Origin of the sequence: Kocuria sp. UBA5001 (assembly GCF_002398425.1) — a bacterium.
Taxonomy (GTDB): domain Bacteria; phylum Actinomycetota; class Actinomycetes; order Actinomycetales; family Micrococcaceae; genus Kocuria; species Kocuria salsicia.
The window spans coordinates 347,324-366,682 of record NZ_DGYR01000009.1 but is presented as its reverse complement, the minus strand read 5'-3'; the positions used below and the strand labels follow the sequence as shown (position 1 = coordinate 366,682).

Below are 19,359 nucleotides of genomic sequence, written 5' to 3'. Positions count from 1 at the left end.
GAGTCTATCCAGGGTCACCGCCACGCACTGTGATGTGGCATACTCTCGTGCAGTCGGCGTGCCCAGCGCCCAGCCCGCGCACGGACCCCAGCTCCGGCGCAGCGGCGAAGGGGAGAGAATTCTCGGGCCGTCAGACGTTGTCGAGACCTCGTCCGACCGGGCGATCGTGCTGGGGGCGGTGCGCGCGGTCCAGGTACGAGATGACTCAGCACAACGACTTCAAAACTCTGGTGCGCGCGCGCATGCGCTCGACCGGTCAGACCTACACCGCGGCCCGTGCCGACCTGCTCCGCGAGCGCGACGACGACCTAGCCGCCCCGCTCCACGGAGCACAGGACTCCCCCGCGCCCGCTCCCGCGGAGCCCCTCGCACATCGGCGACTGCCCACCGGGCGCACGGCCGGCGTGCCCCACCGCGAGAGGCCCGCCGAATCCGGGGCCATCGGGAACTCCCTGCCCGCCCAGGACGCGGCGAGCACGGCAGTCGGCCACCAGGCGTCGTCGTCCTCCGCTCCCCCGGTGCCCGCGAGCACCGACCCCGCCGAGTGGGAACGCGCCCACACCGTGTACCGCCGGGTCCTGGGCCGGTTCGTGCGGGACGGCCGCGTGCACACGGTGCCCGCGCGCCGTCGTGCCCGGGTATTCGTGCTGCTGCACCTGCTCGCCGCGTTCCCCGCCGGGCGCACCTGGAGCGAGGTGGAGGTCAATGCGATCCTGCGGACGCTGGTCGAGGACCAGGCGTTCTGGCGGCGCGAGCTCGTGGAGTACGGCTATCTGCAGCGTGAGGCCGGCGCCTACTGGCTGCCCGCGCGCATGCCCCAGCGGTCCGCGTCCATGCGGCAGGAGACCCCCGCGTGGGAGGACCTGTGGCTGCCGGTCCATCTCGGGCTGAGCGCGTCGTGAGCCGCGCCGGCACCCGGTCGGACGTGAAGCTCGCGGTGCTGCTGCTCGGTCTGCTGGTCTCCGCGTGCGGGGACGACGTCGCCGCCGTCGGCTTCTCGCTGCGCGCCGCCGAGTCTGGGGCGCCGAGACTGCTGGCCGCGATCCTGCTCGCCCAGACGGTGCCCACGATCGGGCTGGGGCTTCTGGGCGGCGTGCTCGTGGACCGGGCGCTGCGCTGGTGGTGGTGGCCGCTGTCCCTGGCGGTGCAGGCGACCCTGTTCCTCGTGATGGCGGGCGCCCGTTCGGACGTGCTGATCGTCGCGTGCGTGGCCGTGGTGAGCGCGGTCTGCGCCGTGACAGGGCCCGTGGCGAGCAAGCTCATCGCGCTGCACAGCAGCGACCACCAGCGCATCGGCGGCCACCTGGCCACCGTCAACGGGCTGTCCCAGGCATGCGGTGCGGCGCTCGGCGGCATCGCGTTCGGCGTGGGCGGGATCGGGCCTCTGCTGTGCGCCAACGCGGCGACGTTCACGCTGCTGGCGGTGGTCGCCCTGGCCGTCACCGGCCGGTCGCCCGTGCCGGTGGACGCCTCTCCGCAGCGGGGCGTGCCGCTCGGGTTCCAGCGCCTGGCGCGCCCGGGGACGTTCGGTGTCGGCGGCCTCGGGCTGCTGGTCTGCACCGTGTTCGCGACGTCGGTCGAGGGCGTGTCCGGCGTCTTCGTCCTCACACACCACGCGCACTGGGACCCGGCGTGGGTCGGTCTCGCGTGGGGCCTGTGGGGTCTCGGCGCGGTCCTCGGCGGGCAGGGTGCGGGCCGTCTCCGCAGGTGCCCGGCCACGGTGCTGCTTGTCCTGGGTGCCGGGGGCATGGGCGCGGTCTTCCTCGTGCTGGCCCTGGGGCTGCCCGGCGTGGCCATCGGCGCACCGCTGTTCCTGGTGGGCGGCGCGGGGAACGGCGCGTTCAACGCGGCGGTCTCGCGCACCATCCTCGCCGCGGTTCCGCTGGCCGAGCAGGCCCGCGCGTGGGCCGCCTACCGCTGGATCGTCACGTGCTGCGTGGTGGGCGGCTATCTCACCGGCGCGGCGTTCGGGGAGCACGATGCCGTGGCCGCCCTGGCGCTCGCCGGTGGCCTCACGCTGGTCGGGGCACTGTGCCGCACGGCTCCACACACCTGATCCGCAACCGGAGCGTGACGCACCGAGTGCGGCGACCGCCACCGGGCAGGGAATGGCGGTCGTCACGCGCAACACCACAGACTTCTAGAATCTCGTCGTTCCCGTCATCACCCCGTGGACATCGGCGGGCACCCAGCACAACAGCCCAGGAGCACCGCATGACGCAGCGCATCTTCGACACCCACCTGCACATCATCGATCCCGCGCACCCACTCGTGGAGAACAACGGGTTCATGCCGGGCCCGTTCACGGTGGACGACTACCAGCGGCGCATCGACGGGCTCGGGATAAAGGGCGGCGCGGTGGTCTCCGGCTCGTTCCAGGCCTTCGACCAGGGCTACCTGATCGACGCGCTGAAGGCCCTGGGGCCGAACTACGTGGGTGTCACCCAGGTCCCCGGGGACACCAGCGACACGCGGATCCTCGAGCTGCACGAGGCTGGGGTGCGCGCGGTGCGCTTCAACGTGGCCCGTGGGGGCTCCGCGAACCTGGACGACATCGACCGCCTGGCGCGCCGCGTCCACGACCTCGCCGGCTGGCACGCGGAGTTCTACATCGACGCCCGCACGATCGACGAAAACCTCTCCCGCCGCATCGCCGCCCTGCCCGCGGCGAGCATCGACCACCTGGGCATGCACGAGGACGGCCTTTCCAACCTGCTGCGGCTCGTGGAGCGGGGCGTGAAGGTCAAGGCCACAGGATTCGGCCGCGTGGAGCTCGATCCCGCGGCAACGGTCCGCGCGATCGACGCCACCGACCCAACGGCGCTCATGGTCGGCACGGACCTGCCCTCCACGCGGGCCCTGCGCCCGTTCCGGGACGAGGACCTTGCCCTCATCGTGGACGCGCTGCCCGCGGACCGCGTAGCGGACGTCTTCTGGAACAACGCGGCGTCGTTCTACCTGGGGGCGTGAGCGTCACCACGCGACCACGCGACCTCGCGACGGCGCCACGACGGGCAGACCGAGCCCGCCGCCGGGAGCGCACGCGGCCGCACAGAGCGAGCCGCCCGTCACTGCGCCGCGAGCACCCGCCGCGTCGGGACGCAGCCGGAGAGACCGACACCGAGCCGATCCCAGCCCACGACGACGAGCCACACCCACGGGGTGAACGAGACGACGAGCGCACCCACCGCCGCGATGGCCGCACGGCAGCGCAGGACGGCCTCGGAGCCGAGCCACTCCACGACCCGGTCTGCCGGCAGACGGCCGATCGTCATGGTTGCGGAGAAGGCACCGCAGGCGACGGCCGCGGTGCCCGCGGAGGTACCGAGCGCGTCCTTCAGGCTGCGCTCGCGCGGAGCTCCCCCCGATCGTCACTGACTCTCCCGCCCCCGAGACGGACGTGGCGTCCCTGCGTGCGACAGGAGCCACCGTCACCGTGACGGCCCAGGGCTGAGCCGCTGGAAATACCCTAGAGTAACTTCTATGTCTGACCACCGGAACTCCCCCGTAGCCGGCGTCCGCCGCGAAAACCTGAGCATTCCCGTCGCCTCGGACGCCGTGGCGGGCACGCTGTGGCTGCCTGGACCCGCGCACGGTTCCCCGCGCTTCCACTGCACGCCGTGGGTCACAGCATCGGCGGGCACGCCATGGTCCTCGGCCACGGGCTCGAGGGCCTCGACCGGTTCGCGGTGGTCTCCTCCCACCTGGCGCACACCCGCACGATCGCCCCGCGGAAGGAGCAGCTGCGCGTGGCCGCCGTGCTGCATGCCGTGGGCCCGGCACTGAGCCGGACCCTGGGGTACATGCCCGGCAAGCGGCTCGGCATCGGAGAAAACATGCCCACAGCCGCGATGGTCGAGTGGGGGTCGTGGGCACGGCGTCCCGGCTACTTCTTCGACGACCCGTCCATGGACGCGACGGCCCGTGCGGCCGCGGTCACCCAGGATGTGCTCGCGCTCGGCGCCTCCGACGATCCCTGGGCCAGCCCCGCGCAGATGAGGGCCCTGACCGGGCGGCTCACCTCCGCCGCGGTGGAGCACCGCACGTTCACCCCGGAGCAGCTGGGCGTGGCGCGCATCGGCCACCACGGCCTGTTCCGCCGCTCCGCCGCCGACGCCGTGTGGCCGGGCCTCGTGGACTGGCTCACCGCGCCGTCACCCCAGGGCTGAACGGCCCCGGCTTCCCGGGACTGCACGCGCCGGGTGGAGAAGGGCAGCCGCGACGTCGCCTTGGGCGCTCAGGCGTTGACGGGTCGGTGCATGGGCCTGTCCACCGGCTGGCGCCACACGAGGACCGCCACGGTCAGCATGAGCACCACGGCGATGAGACCGAACGGCACGGGCAGCAGCGGGTCGATGGGCACCAGCAGCCTTGCCAGGGGAAGGACCGTCCTGACGGTCCTCTCCGCGTTGCACCTGATGGCCACCGCCCACACGCCGAGCAGGAAGACGGCCAGGGGAATGCTGGACGCGAAGGAGGACCACGGGGCGTGCAGCTCGCTGTCGCCCGTGAGAACGTCGATCTCCACCTCGATGCCGGCGGAGAAGGCGCCTGCCGCGGCGAAGATGAAGAAGTGCGTGTAGCCGTAGAACATGGAGCCGGCGAACGTGTTGATGGCCCGGTGGTGCGGGTGCCACGGTGTGGACTCGATGGTCTCCGCGATCAGGCGAGGACGGCGGCGCCCATTCCCGCCGGGGTGCGTCGGTCACGTGGACGGTGTCAGACTGGCAAGGTCCCACCCCCTGCGTGGCTCACGGACCGCTCCGGGCCGGGCCCGCCCGCCCGGGCTCAGCGCAGCAGCGGGATCAGTGCAGCAGCAGTGTGACGGACAGCGTCGTGGGCTCGAGGGCCTTCACGGCGTGCAGCAGCCCCTCCGTGAGGTGCAGCACCTGGCCCGGCCGCAGCTGCACGGGACCCTCCGGGAGCTGGAAGTCCACGCTCCCCCGGACCACCTGGATCAGCGCCGGGTGCGGTGCAGCGTGCTCGTGGAGCTCGTCGCCCTCGTGGAACTCGAAGGCGACCACCTTGACGCCGTCCTCCTCCACCACCGTGGCAGCACTGGGGCGGCCCGGACGGGGTTCGCTGCGGCCGACCAGCTCTGAAAGGGTGGCGACTCCACTCCCGGAGCCGTGGTGGGTGGTGTGCTCGAACGAGTGGTGCGCCATGGCTTCTCAGGTCCCCTTCCGTGAATTGCTCGAAACATAATAAGCATATTGCCTGCAAGTTATTGGATCAACGGGGGTTCCACCCGGCCGGAACCACCGAGGGGCAGCCGCCCTCCTCCTGAGGCACCTCCCAGCTGACCCGGTGCACCGAACGGCCCACCCGCGAGGAGGTCGTGGCCCGCCTGAGGACGCGCCCCCAGACACTCGCCCGAGGGGCGCTCACACGAGGGCCAGCACGAACGTCCACACGCACACCACCGCGAGCATGCCCAGGCTGTAGGCGATGGAGCCGCGCATGATCTCACTCTCCCGCCCGTTGAGACCCACCGCCCCGGCAGCGATCGCGATGGACTGCGGGGAGATGACCTTTGCGGTGGTGCCGCCTGCCGTGTTGGTCCCCACGAGGAGGGACGGGGCGGCACCGATGCCCTGCGCCGTCGCCACCTGCAGCGGCGCGAAGAGGGTGTTGTTGTTGACCACCGAGCCCGTGAGGAACACGCCGATCCAGCCGATCACCGGGGCGATGAGCGGGAAGATGGGCCCGACCGCGGCGAGCGCGGTGCCCATGGCGGTGGAGCCGCCGGAGTAGTTGGCGATGTTCGCGAGCACCAGGATCACGGCGATGAGCAGGATGGCCGGGCCCAGTGCCTTGAGAGCGCCCGCCAGCTCCTCCCCCAGTTCTTTGGCGTGCAGCTGCGGGGTGGTGAAGAACGTGATGAGCACGGCGATCAGGATGGCCGTTCCGGTGGCACCAAGGATCGAGAAGGTCCAGGTGGCATTGACGACCGTTCCGGCGGCGGTGGTCACGTGACCGGTGAGCCCGGGCATGGGCACCGTGAAGGTCGTGAAGCTCAGCGCACCCTTGGTGAAGAGGTTCTGCACGGCGGGGACGGACCACAGCAGGATCACGGCGGTGAGGATGTAGAAGGGGCTCCAGGCGCGGACCACCTCGCCGAGGGGGTGTTTCCCCTCGGCGGTCTCGGGGACCTCCGGGGCACGGGACACGCGCTTCGGGGACCACACGTGGCACACCGCGAACAGGGCGACCATGGCCAGCAGGCCGGCCGCGAGATCCGCCAGCTCGGGACCCATGAACCACAGCAGGCCACCCTGCACCGCACAGAAGACCACCGAGGAGACCAGCGCCGGGAGCCAGGTCTCGCGCAGGCCGCGCACCCCGTCGACCATCCACACGAGCAGGAACGGAACGAGGAACGTGAGCGGCTGGAGCAGCAGCACGAGGGCTCGCGAGAGTTCCTGCGTCTCCATGCCGGTGACCTGCGCGCCCACGAGCACGGGCACGCCAATGGCGCCGTAGGCACCGGCGGCCACGTTGGCCACGAGGCACAGCACTGCGGCGCGCACGGGCGGGAACCCCAGCTGCACGAGCAGTGCCGCGCAGATCGCAATGGGCACGCCGAAGCCTGCCACGCCCTCCAGGAACGCGCCGAACGCAAACGCAATGAGCAGCACCTGCACGCGCTGGTCAGCGGAGACCGCGGCGATCGAGGAGCGGATCACGTCGAAGCGGCCCGAGCGCACGCTCAGCCGGTACAGCCACACCGCCATGACGATGATGTACGCGATGGGCCACAGCGCGGTCAGCAGCCCCAGCAGACCTGCACCGGCCGCGGCGGAGACGGGCATGTGGAACACGAGCAGTGCCACCAGGATCTGCACCACCAGCGCGATGAGCCCGGATTTCAACCCCGTGAGCTTGAACAGCATCATGCAGGCCAGGAACACGACTATCGGGATCGCGGCCACGAGCGCGGTGAGGGGCAGGCTGCCCAGGGTGTCAAGAGATTGGGTCCACATTGGAGCCTCCACGACGTCCGGCGGGTGAGCAGTCCTCAAGGCGGGCTCGCGACGTCGCCGCGGTGCGCGCCGTCGTCGGCCGCCGGTCGCGCAGCGGGGCGGGTTCCGGGAGCCAGCGGACCCTCGTACCACCGCCTGCCACGCGCCGCAGCGACGCCTTGATCACAGGGTCAACGCTAGTCCTGAACCGGGCAGTTCGGGCGGGAACCCTCCGCGGAGAGTGACAGGTGCGAAGTGGGACACCCGGCTGCGGACCCCCTGGGGAACGGCACAGCCGCCCAGTGGGTCCGCGACCCCGTGAGTGGGAACGGAACACCGTAAAAACACCCACACTGTGAAATTACGATAGGCAAACCTTAGTTATTCTCAATGCCCTCGGCACCCGCCGCAACCCTTTCTGGCGGCAGTACCGGAAACGCCCCGGAACGCGTCTTGCAATGCCCCTCCCGGCGTAGAATTGAGGATGATGAACTCCCGGAGTTCAGCACTCGGTTCACCCACTGACGAGGGGCAACGATGACGGCAACCATTCAGCGAAAACAACGCACGTCAGCCCCGCCGCGCACACGGCTGCCGGTGTCGAACTTCGCCGCGAAAACCACCATGGCCGTCACCGGTCTCATTTTCGTCGGATTTGTGTTCGTGCACATGTACGGCAATCTGCACATCTTCCGCGGCCAGGAGGAGTTCGACCACTACGCACACTGGCTGCGCGAGATCCTGATGCCGCTCATGCCCTACGCGGGTGTCCTATGGGTGCTGCGCGTCGTGCTGCTGATCAGCCTGGTGCTGCACGTGGGCTGCGGGCTCCTGCTGTGGACGCGCGCCCGTCGAGCCCGCGGGCCGTTCAAACGCACCGGGCTGCGCCGCGGCGACGCCCTGATGGCGCGCTCGATGCTCGGGACCGGCCTGGTGATCCTGCTGTTCGTGATCTTCCACATCCTGGACCTCACGCTGGGTGTCCAGCCGGCCGCATCCGGGGCGTTCGAGAGCGGATCGGCGTACGCCAATCTGGTCGCCAGTTTCCAGCGGCCCGTGGTGGCCCTGTTCTACATGCTCACCATGCTGGTGCTCACCGTGCACGTGGCCCACGGGACGTGGACCGCCGCCAACGACCTCGGCGCCACCGGCAGGCGGCTGCGGCAGCTCGCCGCGTGGGTGGCAGGGCTGGTCGCCATTGCCATCTGCCTGGGCAACATCTCGATCCCCGTCTTGGTTCTCCTGGGAGTGATTCAGTGATGACGGCATCCTCGACCACCCAGCCGCACGCCCTGCTGGACGAGCTGCGCACCGTGGGTTCGGACCTCCCTGGCCTGGGCTCGGACGTGCCCCCGTCCCAGACGTGGGCGGACCGGCGGCTGCACTACCGCATGGTGGGCCCGCTCAACCGTCGGAAGTTCACCGTGGTCGTCGTGGGCACCGGACTCGCCGGTGCAGGTGCGGCGGCGGCCCTGGGCGAACTCGGCTACAACGTGGAGTCGTTCACCTTCCACGACGCCCCGCGCCGCGCCCACTCGGTGGCCGCCCAGGGCGGCATCAACGCCGCACGCGCCCGCACGGTGGACAACGACTCGATCGCCCGGTTCGTGAAGGACACCGTCAAGGGCGGCGACTTCCGCGGCCGCGAGGCCGATGCCTGGCGGCTGGCCGAGGAGAGCATCCGGGTCATCGACCACATGAACGCGATCGGCGCGCCCTTCGCCCGCGAGTACGGGGCGGGCTGGCCACCCGCTCGTTCGGCGGCGTACAGGTCTCCCGGACCTACTACACGCGCGGGCAGACCGGTCAGCAGCTGCAGGTTGCCGCCGCCCAGGCGCTGCTGCGGCAGGTCTCCACGGGACAGGTGAACCTGCACACTCGCACCGAGATGCTGGACCTCATCGTCGTGGAGGGCCGCGCCCAGGGCATCGTGGTGCGCGACCTCGTGACCGGGAAGATCTCGGCGGTCACCGGGGACGCCGTGGTGCTCGCCACCGGCGGCTACGGCAACGTCTACTACCGCTCCACGCTGGCCAAGAACTCGAACGTCACCGCCGCATTCCGGGCTCATCGGCGCGGCGCGCTGTTCGCCAACCCGTGCTTCATCCAGTTCCACCCCACGGCCCTGCCGGTCTCCAGCGAGTGGCAGTCGAAGACCACTCTCATGAGCGAGTCCCTGCGCAACGACGGCCGGATCTGGGTTCCCGTGAAGGCCGGGGACGGCCGGCCCCCGAACGAGATTCCCGAGGACGAGCGCGACTACTACCTGGAGCGCCGGTACCCGGCCTTCGGCAACCTCACACCGCGCGACGTCGCCAGCCGGGCCGCGCGCACCGAGATCGACGCGGGGCGCGGCGTCGGGCCGCTGAAGAACTCCGTCTACCTCGACTTCCGGGACGCCATCGAGCGTCTGGGCCGCAAGGTGATCGCGGAGCGCTACGGCAACCTTTTCGAGATGTACTCGGACGCCACCGGCGAGGACCCGTACGAGGAGCCCATGCGCATTGGACCCGGCGCGCACTTCGCCATGGGCGGGCTGTGGAGCGACTACGACATGATGACGTCGATCCCCGGGCTGTTCGTGGGCGGCGAGGCCGGCTGGGGCTACCACGGCGCCAACCGCCTGGGCGCCAACTCGCTGCTCTCCGCGTGCGTGGACGGGTGGTTCACGCTCCCCTACTCGGTGCCCAACTACCTGGCACCGCTGCTGGGCAGGTCGAAGCTCTCACCGGACGACGGCGTCGTGCGGGCCGCGGTTGCCGAGGCCGAGGCGGGCGTGCAGGCGCTGGTCGACATCGGCGGCACGCAGGGCCCGGAGCGCTTCCACCGCCGGCTGGGCGACCTGCTCTACGAGAAGTGCGGGGTGACGCGCACCGCCGAGGGGCTGGCCGAGGGTCTGCGAGGCATCCGGAAGCTGCGCAGGGAGTTCTGGAGCGACCTGCGGGTGCAGGGGCGCCCGGACGGCTTCAACCAGGAGCTCGAGCGCGCCGGCCGCGTGGCCGACTACCTGGACATGGCCGAGCTCATGTGCCTGGACGCGCTGGACCGGGACGAGTCCGCCGGCGCGCACTTCCGCGAGGAGCACCAGACCGAGGGCGGCGAGGCCCAGCGCGACGACGAGCACTGGCTGTTCGCGTCCGCGTGGGAGCGTGCTGATTCCGGCGAGACCGGCGAAACGGGACCGCGCTACATCAGGCACCAGGAGCCCCTGGAGTTCCCCAGCGTCCCGCCCGAGACCCGCGACTACCGATGAGAGGACCATCCTCATGAAACTCACGTTGAAAGTATGGCGTCAGGAGTCCGGCGCCGCGGAGGGGCACTTCGAGGAGTACCTGCTGGAGGAGGTCGGACCCGAGTTCTCCCTCCTGGAGGCGCTCGACAAGCTCAACGACGATCTCGTTGCCCGTGGCGAGGAGCCGATCGCGTTCGACTCGGACTGCCGCGAGGGCATCTGCGGGGCGTGCGGCGTGACCGTGGACGGCACTCCGCACGGCCCCCAGAAGAACACGCCGTCCTGCCGGCAGCACCTGCGGTCCTTCGAGGACGGCGCGACCGTGCAGCTCGAACCGTTCCGCAGCGGAGCGTTCCCCGTGGTCAAGGACCTCGCGGTGAACCGCAGCGCGCTGGACCGGGTGATCGAGGCCGGCGGGTTCGTCTCCACCTCCGTGGGCACGGCGCCGGACGCGGACGCCATCCCGGTCTCGCACGAGGCCGCGGAGTGGGCGCTGGACCTGGCAGCGTGCATCGGCTGCGGTGCGTGCGTGGCCGCGTGCCCCAACGGTTCCGCGCAGCTGTTCGCCGGGTCCAAGACGATGCACCTGGCCACGCTGCCCTCCAGCCAGAAGGAGCGTGGCCGCCGGGCCAAAGGCATCACGCGCGCGGCCGAGGAGGAGTTCGGTCCGTGCTCGGTCTACGGCGAGTGCGCGGAGGTGTGCCCCGCTGGGATCCCGTTGACCGCGATTGCCGGTCTCAACAAGGAGAAGCTGCGGCAGGTGCTGCGCAACAAGGACGACTGACCCGCTCCCCCGTCGACAGACGACGACGCTCGGTGCCCCTGGGAGGGCACCGAGCGTCGTCGTGCGGGGAGGGTTTGCCGGGCGGACTACATGGCGAGGTCGCCGAGGATCCACATCCAGCCGCTGCCCACGACGGTCCAGATGATGATGATGGCCACGGACATGATGAAGGCGACCTTGAACCACTCGGAGACCTTGACGTACCCGGAGCCGTAGACCACCCCGGACGGGCCCGAGGCGTAGTGGCTGATGGCGCCGAACAGGTTGCCGATGTAGCCGAGGGCGAGGGCCGCGAACATCGGCGGGGCACCCGCGGTGATGGCCGCACCCAGGAAGACGCCGTACATCGCGACGATCTGCGCGGTGTTCGAGGCGAACAAGTAGTGCGCGTAGAAGTAGACGAGCGCCAGGATGGCAAAGGCAACAGCCCAGGGCATGCCGCCGACGGCGCCGGAGACCACCGAGCCGATCCAGGTGATGACGCCCAGGTTGTTCAGGTTCTCCGCCATGCCCACCAGGACCGCGAAGAAGATCAGGGTGTTCCAGGCGGAGCCGTTCTTGGCCATGTCGTTCCAGGTGAGCACCTTGGTGACCAGCAGCACCGCGATGCCGACGAAGGCCGCCGTGGTGGCGTTGACGCCGATGGCCGTGCCGAAGACCCACAGCAACAGGAGCAGCACGAACGTGGCCGCCATGATGATCTCGCCGCGGGTCATGGAGCCCATCTTCTGCAGCTCGCTGCGGGCCATGGTGGGTGCTTCCGGAGTACTCTTCAGCGTGGGCGGGTAGACCTTCATGAGCAGCCACGGGACCACCGCAAGGCTCACGAGGCCGGGGATCAGCGCGGCCAGGGCCCACTGGCCCCAGGAGATGTGCACGCCGAGCTTCTCGGCGGAGGCCACGGCCAGCGGGTTGCCGGCCATCGCGGTGATGAACATGGCGCTGGTGATCACGTTGACGTGGGCCGCGGTGAATGTGAGGTAGGAACCGAGCTTCCTGCGGGACTCGTCGGTGTCCGGGGTGGAGCCCTGCACCTCCGCGACGGAGCGGACGATCGGGTAGATCACACCACCCGCGCGGGCCGTGTTGGACGGGGTGGCCGGTGCGAGCAAGAGGTCCGTGACGGCCATGCCGTAGGCGATGCCCAGGGGCGATTTGCCGAGGACCCTGAGGAACATCAGGGCCACGCGGCGCCCCAGCCCGGTGAGCAAGAAGCCGTCCGCGATGAAGAACGCCGCGACGATGAGCAGCACGGCGGAGTTGGAGAATCCGCTCAGCGCCTCCCCACTCTTGACATCCATGGCACCGGTGATCATGGCCGTGGCCAGACCGATCAGCGCCACCGACGGGGTGGGCAGGGGCTGCAGGATGAGCCCCAGGATGGTCGCGACGAAGATCCCGAGCATGTGCATGCCGCGGGGGTCCACGCCCTCCGGCGCGGGGATGAAGAAGATCACCGCTCCCACCAGCACCATCAGTCCGAACTTCCAGAGCATGGAGACGGTGTCCCGACTCATGGTTCTGGATTCGTGGGTGGAATCAACCTGATGGCCGGACATTTCTGCCTCCGAGTGTCGCTCCGGTGTGAGACTCTTCTCCCCCCAAATTTTAGACCTGGGGCCAGGGGAAATACGGTTCCCCGGGCATGTGGGGACGACCTGATAGGTGTTTCCCGTCACCATTCATCGGGTGACCATGGGCAGGGGGTCAAAGGCCGGATGCGGGTCGGTTTTCAACCGTCCGTAGGTGTCGACGTCGAGGCGTTCTCCGTCCACCAGGAATTTCTGACGCTGGGTTCCTTCCTTGACGAAACCAGCTCTTTTCGCGACGACGCCGGACGCCGGGTTGTTGACGCGGTGGCCAAGTTCGAGGCGCTCCAGTCCGCGCTCCGCGAGAGCCCACTCGGCGACCGTTGCCGCCGCTCGGCTCATGACTCCCCTGCCGCGCGCCCGGTCGGTCATCCAGTACCAGAACCAGCCGTTCCTGTTGTCCTCGTCCACCGTGACGCAGACGAGGCCGATCAGTGCGTCGGACTCGACGACGGCCCAGGGCTCGTGGGGCGAGTCCGGGCTCACGAGGCGGGCAACGTACGCCGAGGCCTCCTCGGCCGTGGTGACCACGCCTTGACGGGCCATGTCGGGGTTGGAGGCGAAAGCCTGGTGAGCAGCAGGGGCGTCCGCCTGTCGCAATCTGCGAAGTAACAGGGCTTCATCGGGCACGGCACCATTCCTCACCAGTCAATGGTCGGACAAGCCTCGCGGGCTTCCCAGAGATGCGCCTTGGACGACGGCAGCGAAGTCACCTGGCACAGCCGATCCGAACAACGACAGTTCAGCCCGGCTCAGTAGTGGTATCGAGCCTGCAAGATCACGAGATCCTCACCAGCCACGAGGTAGACGAGCCGGTGCTCCTCGTTGATGCGCCGCGACCACGAGCCCCGCGCCCCGTACTTCAGCTGCTCCGGTTTGCCGATGCCCTCGAACGGCTCGCGCAGGCAGGCATCGATGAGCAGGTTGATCCGCTTGAGGATTCTCCGGTCGGCGGTCTGCCAGTACGTGTAGTCCTCCCAGGCGGCCTCGTCCCAGACCAACCGCATTCAGACGTCCCGGGCCTGGCTGACCGGCTCATCGGAGCGGTCGAGCTCGTGGACCTGGGTCTTGCCGACACGGGCACGATCGTAGGCGTCGAGAAGCCTGCGGGCGTTCGACGGGGACCGGAACAGGTAGGCGGTCTCCTGCCACGCCGCGTACTCGTCGGCGGGCATGAGCACCGCGTTGCCCTTCCGAGAGACGATCTCGACCGCTTCCTGGTCCTCGTTCACGCGCTCGATGAGCGGGAAGAGCGTCTTGCGGGCCTCGCTTGCGCTGATGGACATGGGGTCCCTTCCCTGCGTCGACTGGTACACGTTTATGGTACCAGTCGACATCCTGGCGTGGTCCGCATGACGACGATCAGGCATGAGCCTCCCACATTGAGGAAGTTGCCGAGGCGAGAGAGAACTGCAGCCGGGAATCTCCAGGGCTGGCTGCACGAGGCAACTCAGGAGTCACGCGACCACAAGAGGAGTAATCGCTGCAATGCGCTCTCCCGCCCGGTCCTCCGCGCAGTCCAACTAGTGGTGGCTCTGAAGATTGAGCCAGAACTCGGCTGATGTCCCGAAATACCGTGCCAAACGGAGGGCCGTGTCCGCACTGATCCCCCGCTTGCCGTGCACGATCTCATTGATCCGCCGGGGAGGCATCCCGATGGAGACGGCGAGCTTGCGCTGGGTGATGCCGAGTCCTTCGATGAAGTCCTTCATCAGAACTTCTCTAGGGTGGATCGGCTCGATCTTGTCAATGGTAGTCAACGATCTCGACCTCCTCTGGTCCTGGGTGAAGCGCTCTGGGTCCCAGTTCCGGGTCAGGTCATTCGTGCACGCACTGAACGAGCAGCACCTGCACGGGTCGATGGGCCAGGTCGGTGCCGCCGGTGACAACGCGGCGATGGAGTCCTTCTTCGCGTTGTTGCAGAAGAACGTCCTCGACCGCCGTCGCGGGCAGGCCCGTGACGAGCTGCGGATCACGATTATCACCTGGATCGAACGGGCCTACCACCGGAGCCGCCGACAGGTCCGTCTGGGCCGTTTGACCCCGCGGGAGTGCAAGACCATCATGAACCCAGCCGTGGACCTCGCGGCTTGACACTACAACTGTCCCCTCACCGTGCAGCAGTCCCGCACGGAACAACTTCTGCCTTCGCAGAAGGGATCGCCCCTGCACCCTAGCGCCATGGCACGCCGGCCAGACTCCACATGAGTACACACTGGACGAAGGGCTCAGCGATGAGCGGTCCCCCAATAGCGGTCGCCGCGGCTGCTATCCCATAGAGTCGCGGTCATGAGTAGCGCTGACCGGATAGTCGCCGAACTCCGCAAGTGGATCGCGGAGGCAGCACCGGGAACACGGCTACCCTCGAGCCGCGCGCTGGCGGAGCGGCACGGAGCGAGTCCCGTGACAGTCGCGCGGGCAATGCGCACGTTGGTCGGTCTCGGCCTGGTAGAGAGCCGCCCCGGAGCGGGCAGCTTCGTATTGGGCCACAGGGCCCCGAAAGCCCTCGACTTCGATTGGCAAACGAGTGCGCTTCGCACTGCTGCCACCCGCTTGCCGAGCCTTTCGACGCCCATGCGAGACCTCGCGGTCGACGCGATCGGTCTGCACTCCGGCTACCCCGCCAGAGAGCTCCTGCCTGAGCGCGTCGTCCGATCGGCGCTAGCACGAGCGTCGCGCGGGGAGACGGCGTTGACGCAGTCGCCGGCGCAGGGACTACCGGAGCTCCAGGCGTGGTTCGCCAGCGAGCTCGCGGCGTCCACCCCGTCCGGTGTGACGCCCGTTGCCCCCAGGGATGTGTTCGTCGTACCCGGGACGCAGAGCGGGCTGAGTTCCGTCTTCCGGTCACTGGCCGGCCCTGGGCACACCGTGATCATGGAGTCGCCCACCTATTGGGGCGCAATCCTTGCAGCGAAGCTGGCCGGCGTACGGATCGTGCCGGTGACCAGTGACTCCGGGGGCCCGGATCCGGAGGACCTAGAGCGCGCCTTCGACGAGTCCGGGGCGCGAGTGTTTTACGCCCAGCCGACGTTTGCCAATCCAACTGGGGCCCAATGGTCACAGGAAAGAAGAGACCGGGTGCTCGCAGTGGTACGCGAGCACGGGGCGTTCCTGGTCGAGGACGATTGGGCCCATGACTTCGCCATCGACGGTGAGGCGGTACCCATGGCCGCCTACGATGACACCGGGCACGTGGTCTACATCCGTTCGCTCACCAAGAGCGTTTCCCCCGCTGTGCGGATCGGTGCCGTCATCGCACGCGGACCAGTACGGGAGCGACTGCTGGCCGACCGAAGCGCGGAGTCCATGTACGTCTCCGGGGTCCTGCAGACGGCGGCACTGGAGGTAGTGCTGCAGCCCGGCTGGCGGACACACCTACGGGGCCTGCGCGGACAGCTGCGAGAACGGCGCGACCTGCTCGCCCACAGCGTGGCCGAGCACATGCCCACAGCTGCCCTCGACCGGTTGCCCCGTGGCGGCCTGAACCTCTGGGTCAGGCTTCCCGACGGCGTGGACGTCGAGCGGCTCGCTCGGGCCTGCGAAGCCGAAGGCGTACTGATAGCGGCCGGAACGGAGTGGTTCCCTTCCGACCCTTCGGGGCCGTTCGTCCGGTTGAACTTCGCTGGACCCGACCCGTCACGATTCCCGGATGCCACCAGGATCATCGGAGAGGTCCTGCGGTCGCAGTTGCTCTGACAAGCACGCGGGCCGAGCATCTCCCGCATCGGGCATGCCAGCACCAGGACCAGACCCCCAGGAGCACGGCGGCCGTCGCGACCGCGGCCAGCAGTGTGCGCACGGCCAAGCCCGGCAGCTGCTCGCCCGCGCCGAGGGCGACGCCGACCATCAAGGCGATCCGCGGCGGGCAGGCGATGATGGCGATCGAGCCCGCGACGTTCTGCCCGGCCACGGCGATCAGCGGGTCCGGGCCCAGATGAGCGACAGCTGTGGTGGGCGTGCTGAAGAACATCGCCGCCGCGCCGGTGTTCGAGCCGGTACGGTAGCCACTGAACGCCCCGATATCGGAACGACCTTGGGCGAATGGGGTGAGCGGAAGGGCACTCAGGCCCGTGGGTAAGTGTGGGTTCCTCTCGCGGGGCCGATCGGGGGATGGATGGACAGCGGGTGCTCAAGCTGGCCGGGGCCGCTGCTCATAGGAGTCGAGGAAGCTGCCGAAGCGGGCGATGACGTCGCGCAGGGTGCCTTGCTCGGGCAGGAACGCCAAGCGCACGTGGTCAGGACGCTGCCAGTTGAAGGCGCGGCCGTGCACGATCAGGACGTGCTCGGCCTCGAGGAAGTCCAGCACGAGCTGCTCGTCGTCGATGATCGGGTGCACCTCGGCGTCCAGGCGGGCGAAGACGTAGAGTGCCCCGCCGGGTTCGTGCACGGTGACCCCCGGGATCGCCCGCAGCGCCTCGACCGTGACCTTCATCTGGTCGTGCAGCCGGCCGCCGGGCACGAGAAGCCCTCTGAGGCTGTCGTCGTGCCGCAGCGCTGCGGTGATCGCGTGCTGGGAGGGCACCGAGGCGCACATGCGCATCGAGGCAAGCAGGCGCAGCCCACCGAGGTACCCGTCAGTGGGGCTGAACCCGGTCGCGGCGACCCATGCCGCGCGGAATCCGGCGACCCGGTGCGTCTTGGACAGCCCCGCGAAGGTCAGCACGGGTTGGTCATGTGCCGCCTGGGCGGTGCTGACATGGACGTGGCCGGGGTAGACGATCCTGTCGTAGATCTCGTCGGAGAGGAGCACCAGTCCATGGCGTCGGGCCAGTCCCGCGATGCCCTCCAGGACGGCCCGGGAGTAGACCGCGCCGGTGGGGTTGTTCGGGTTGATGACCACGATCGCCCGCGTTCTCGGGGTGATCAGGCCCGCCATCGCCTCGACATCGGGTTCCCACCCCTGAGCCTCGTCACAGGGGTACGGCACCGGAGTACCACCGGCGAAGACCGTCGAGGCAGTCCACAGCGGGTAGTCCGGAGAGGGGATGAGGACCTCATCGCCGGGCTCCAACAGCGCCTGCAGGCTCAGGCCCACCAGTTCCGAGACGCCGTTGCCGATCAGTACGTTCCCGATAGCCAGGGCGGGGAAGCCCACGCGCTCGCGATAGTGCTCGACGATCGCCTCGCGCGCCTCGGGCAGGCCCTGCGAGTCGGAGTAGCCGTGCGAGTCGGGCAGGGAGCCGCGCAGCGCTTCGACGATGACCTCCGGGGCCTCGAATCCGAACGGCGCTGGGTTGCCGATATTCAGGCGGAGGATCTCCTGACCCTCTGCCTCGAGTTCGCTGGCGCGCTCGTGCACCGGTCCGCGAAGGTCGTAGAGGACGCCGTCCAGCCGCGAGGATGCACCGATATCACGGGCCGCCCCGGTAACGGGAGAGTGCTGCTCAGTGCTCATCGCGACGTCCCCTCTGTGAAGGTCTCCCCTCCGGTGCGGGCCAGCGCCGGGGCAGCGACCTCCTTGCTCCTGTTGCGGGACCGGACGGCCAGCAGCGCGCAGGCGATGACCGCCAGTCCGCCGACGACCGTCGCTCCGGTGATCTCCTCGCCCAGCAGCAGCGCGGCCCAGCAGATGCTCAGAACCGGCTGCGACAGCTGCACCTGGCTGACCTGTGCCATCGGGCCGATCGCGAGGCCGCGATACCAGGCGAAGAAGCCGAGGAAGGCACTGACGGCGGCGAGGTAGCCGAACGCGGCCCACTCGACCGGCGCTCCGGTCGGCGGCTGCTGTGCCACGGCGACGCCGGTGAGCACGATCGTCAGAGGCGAGGCCAGCACCAGCGCCCAGGAGATGGTCTGCCAGGAGCCGAGGTCGCGGGAGAGCACGCCGCCCTCGGCGTAACCGATCGCGCACACGATCACTGCGGCGAACAGCAGCAGGTCCGGCCACCGCAGACCCGCGAGCCCACCGCCCTGCACGGCGGCGAAGGCGAGCGCCGCGACCGCGCCGACGGCGGCCGAAATCCAGAACGCCCGTCCGGGGTGTTCTCGGGTCCGCAGCACGGCGATCACGGCCGTGGCCGCAGGAAGCAGTGCGATCACCACTGCGCCGTGGCTCGCAGGAGCGACCGTGAGTGCATAGGACGTGAGCAGCGGAAAGCCGAGCACCGCCCCGCCGGCGACGATCGCGACCTGCAGCCACTGCCTCCCGCGCGGCAGGCTCTGACGGGTCAGCCGCAGCGCTGCGGCGGCCAGCGCCGCGGCGACCACCGCGCGGCCTGCGCCGACGAACAGCGCGGACATGTGGCCGTTCTCGACCGCGACGCGGGTGAACGGAACGGTGAACGAGAACGCTGTCACCCCGAGCAGGCCCCACCAGAGACCTGCACGAGAGAGTATCGGCCGAGTCAGATTCGTAGTAGCGCTACTGTGTTCTCTCATAAATGAGAGTATCACCGCTTCGAGTGCGCATCGAGTTCGCGGACTCGACAGCGACACACAGGAAGCCGGCCTCGACGAACAGCGCTACAACAGCGGTACACAGGGCACTCCAGAGCATCCTCACCCGCACACTCAGCCAACGCCACCTTCTCGAGGACACTGAACTTCACGAACGAGGCGGTAGGTCAAGAGGCTGCGCACCTGCCGCCACGGACTGCCGTGATCCATGACGGGACTCGACCCCCGGGGCCCTGACCGACAATCCACCTCCGGGACGGCCACCACGACAGGTAGTGACAGCTTTCAGAGGTTAAAGCGCAAACCGGAACTCCACCACGTTCCGTAGCCGAATAACCTCTGGCTCCAGCCATCTGCTGGGAGTTCAGAGTGCGCCGTCCGTGATCCTGCCTCGCA

Annotated in this window: 18 protein-coding genes and 3 pseudogenes; 10 read left to right on the top strand and 11 right to left on the bottom strand. The window is 69.1% G+C overall.

Going from position 1 to position 19,359, the window contains the following annotated elements:
* The first annotated feature begins 200 nt into the window (after window positions 1-200).
* The 3 genes from B3G12_RS05680 (at window position 201) to B3G12_RS05670 (ending at window position 2,970) form a co-directional block, all read left to right on the top strand.
* Complete coding sequence (locus B3G12_RS05680) at window positions 201-902, top strand: DUF2087 domain-containing protein (protein WP_290499557.1); 702 nt, start codon at window positions 201-203, stop codon at window positions 900-902.
* Window positions 899-2,056, top strand: coding sequence for an MFS transporter (locus B3G12_RS05675; RefSeq protein ID WP_290499556.1), 1,158 nt, complete (start codon window positions 899-901; stop codon window positions 2,054-2,056). Before B3G12_RS05680 ends, B3G12_RS05675 begins: the two co-directional genes overlap by 4 nt.
* 158 nt (window positions 2,057-2,214) lie before the next feature.
* Window positions 2,215-2,970 (top strand): amidohydrolase family protein, encoded by a 756-nt coding sequence (locus B3G12_RS05670; RefSeq protein ID WP_290499554.1) that lies wholly within the window; start codon window positions 2,215-2,217, stop codon window positions 2,968-2,970.
* A 98-nt stretch (window positions 2,971-3,068) separates the two neighbouring features.
* Here B3G12_RS05670 and B3G12_RS05665 read toward each other — a convergent pair whose 3' ends face one another.
* Window positions 3,069-3,275, bottom strand: coding sequence for a hypothetical protein (locus B3G12_RS05665; protein ID WP_290499552.1), 207 nt, complete (start codon window positions 3,273-3,275; stop codon window positions 3,069-3,071).
* A 345-nt stretch (window positions 3,276-3,620) separates the two neighbouring features.
* On the opposite strand from B3G12_RS05665, the gene B3G12_RS05660 reads away from it, so the two are divergent.
* Window positions 3,621-4,169: a hypothetical protein gene (locus B3G12_RS05660; protein WP_290499550.1), complete on the top strand. Its 549-nt coding sequence runs from the start codon at window positions 3,621-3,623 to the stop codon at window positions 4,167-4,169.
* A gap of 68 nt (window positions 4,170-4,237) precedes the next feature.
* Here the strand turns inward: B3G12_RS05660 and B3G12_RS05655 are convergent, their stop codons facing one another.
* The 3 genes from B3G12_RS05655 to B3G12_RS05645 all read right to left on the bottom strand — a co-directional run bounded on the left by B3G12_RS05655 (window position 4,238) and on the right by B3G12_RS05645 (window position 6,983).
* Window positions 4,238-4,615, bottom strand: coding sequence for a low temperature requirement protein A (locus B3G12_RS05655; protein ID WP_260983327.1), 378 nt, complete (start codon window positions 4,613-4,615; stop codon window positions 4,238-4,240).
* A gap of 190 nt (window positions 4,616-4,805) precedes the next feature.
* Window positions 4,806-5,165 carry a cupin domain-containing protein gene (locus tag B3G12_RS05650; RefSeq protein ID WP_055086325.1) on the bottom strand — a complete coding sequence of 120 codons (360 nt, stop codon included), beginning with the start codon at window positions 5,163-5,165 and terminating at the stop codon, window positions 4,806-4,808.
* A 219-nt stretch (window positions 5,166-5,384) separates the two neighbouring features.
* Window positions 5,385-6,983 (bottom strand): L-lactate permease, encoded by a 1,599-nt coding sequence (locus B3G12_RS05645; RefSeq protein ID WP_145009725.1) that lies wholly within the window; start codon window positions 6,981-6,983, stop codon window positions 5,385-5,387.
* Between the two features lie 516 nt (window positions 6,984-7,499).
* Between B3G12_RS05645 and B3G12_RS05640 the strand changes: the two genes are divergently transcribed.
* From B3G12_RS05640 to B3G12_RS05625, 4 genes and pseudogenes are all read left to right on the top strand, one after another.
* Window positions 7,500-8,222, top strand: a complete 723-nt coding sequence (locus B3G12_RS05640; protein WP_145009728.1) for a succinate dehydrogenase cytochrome b subunit — start codon at window positions 7,500-7,502, stop codon at window positions 8,220-8,222.
* Window positions 8,222-8,638, top strand: a pseudogene (locus B3G12_RS05635) (FAD-binding protein); the annotation flags it as partial. The gene B3G12_RS05640 and the pseudogene B3G12_RS05635, both read left to right, overlap by 1 nt.
* Entirely contained in the window at window positions 8,620-10,215 is a 1,596-nt protein-coding gene (gene sdhA, locus B3G12_RS05630) for a succinate dehydrogenase (quinone) flavoprotein subunit (RefSeq protein ID WP_290499715.1), read from the top strand. The pseudogene B3G12_RS05635 and the gene sdhA, both read left to right, overlap by 19 nt.
* A gap of 13 nt (window positions 10,216-10,228) precedes the next feature.
* Window positions 10,229-10,978, top strand: a complete 750-nt coding sequence (locus B3G12_RS05625; RefSeq protein WP_290499545.1) for a succinate dehydrogenase/fumarate reductase iron-sulfur subunit — start codon at window positions 10,229-10,231, stop codon at window positions 10,976-10,978.
* Between the two features lie 86 nt (window positions 10,979-11,064).
* Here B3G12_RS05625 and B3G12_RS05620 read toward each other — a convergent pair whose 3' ends face one another.
* From B3G12_RS05620 to B3G12_RS05600, 5 genes and pseudogenes are all read right to left on the bottom strand, one after another.
* Entirely contained in the window at window positions 11,065-12,495 is a 1,431-nt protein-coding gene (locus B3G12_RS05620) for an anion permease (protein WP_290499543.1), read from the bottom strand.
* A gap of 165 nt (window positions 12,496-12,660) precedes the next feature.
* Entirely contained in the window at window positions 12,661-13,197 is a 537-nt protein-coding gene (locus tag B3G12_RS05615; protein WP_290499540.1) for a GNAT family N-acetyltransferase, read from the bottom strand.
* A 122-nt stretch (window positions 13,198-13,319) separates the two neighbouring features.
* A complete protein-coding gene (locus tag B3G12_RS05610) occupies window positions 13,320-13,574 on the bottom strand; it encodes a Txe/YoeB family addiction module toxin (protein ID WP_126874389.1) in 255 nt (84 codons plus the stop codon).
* Window positions 13,575-13,853, bottom strand: coding sequence for a type II toxin-antitoxin system Phd/YefM family antitoxin (locus B3G12_RS05605; protein WP_290499539.1), 279 nt, complete (start codon window positions 13,851-13,853; stop codon window positions 13,575-13,577). It abuts the gene before it with no gap.
* A gap of 171 nt (window positions 13,854-14,024) precedes the next feature.
* Window positions 14,025-14,327: pseudogene (locus B3G12_RS05600) on the bottom strand (HigA family addiction module antitoxin).
* 37 nt (window positions 14,328-14,364) lie between these two features.
* Between B3G12_RS05600 and B3G12_RS05595 the strand changes: the two are divergent.
* Window positions 14,365-14,661, top strand: a pseudogene (locus tag B3G12_RS05595) (integrase core domain-containing protein); the annotation flags it as partial.
* Between the two features lie 195 nt (window positions 14,662-14,856).
* On the top strand, window positions 14,857-16,263 hold the full coding sequence (locus B3G12_RS05590; protein ID WP_290499538.1) for a PLP-dependent aminotransferase family protein: 1,407 nt from the start codon (window positions 14,857-14,859) through the stop codon (window positions 16,261-16,263).
* 433 nt (window positions 16,264-16,696) lie between these two features.
* Here the strand turns inward: B3G12_RS05590 and B3G12_RS05585 are convergent, their stop codons facing one another.
* Window positions 16,697-17,962 carry a pyridoxal phosphate-dependent aminotransferase gene (locus B3G12_RS05585; protein ID WP_290499536.1) on the bottom strand — a complete coding sequence of 422 codons (1,266 nt, stop codon included), beginning with the start codon at window positions 17,960-17,962 and terminating at the stop codon, window positions 16,697-16,699.
* Complete coding sequence (locus tag B3G12_RS05580) at window positions 17,959-18,945, bottom strand: DMT family transporter (RefSeq protein ID WP_290499535.1); 987 nt, start codon at window positions 18,943-18,945, stop codon at window positions 17,959-17,961. Before B3G12_RS05580 ends, B3G12_RS05585 begins: the two co-directional genes overlap by 4 nt.
* Window positions 18,946-19,359: the final 414 nt, after the last annotated feature.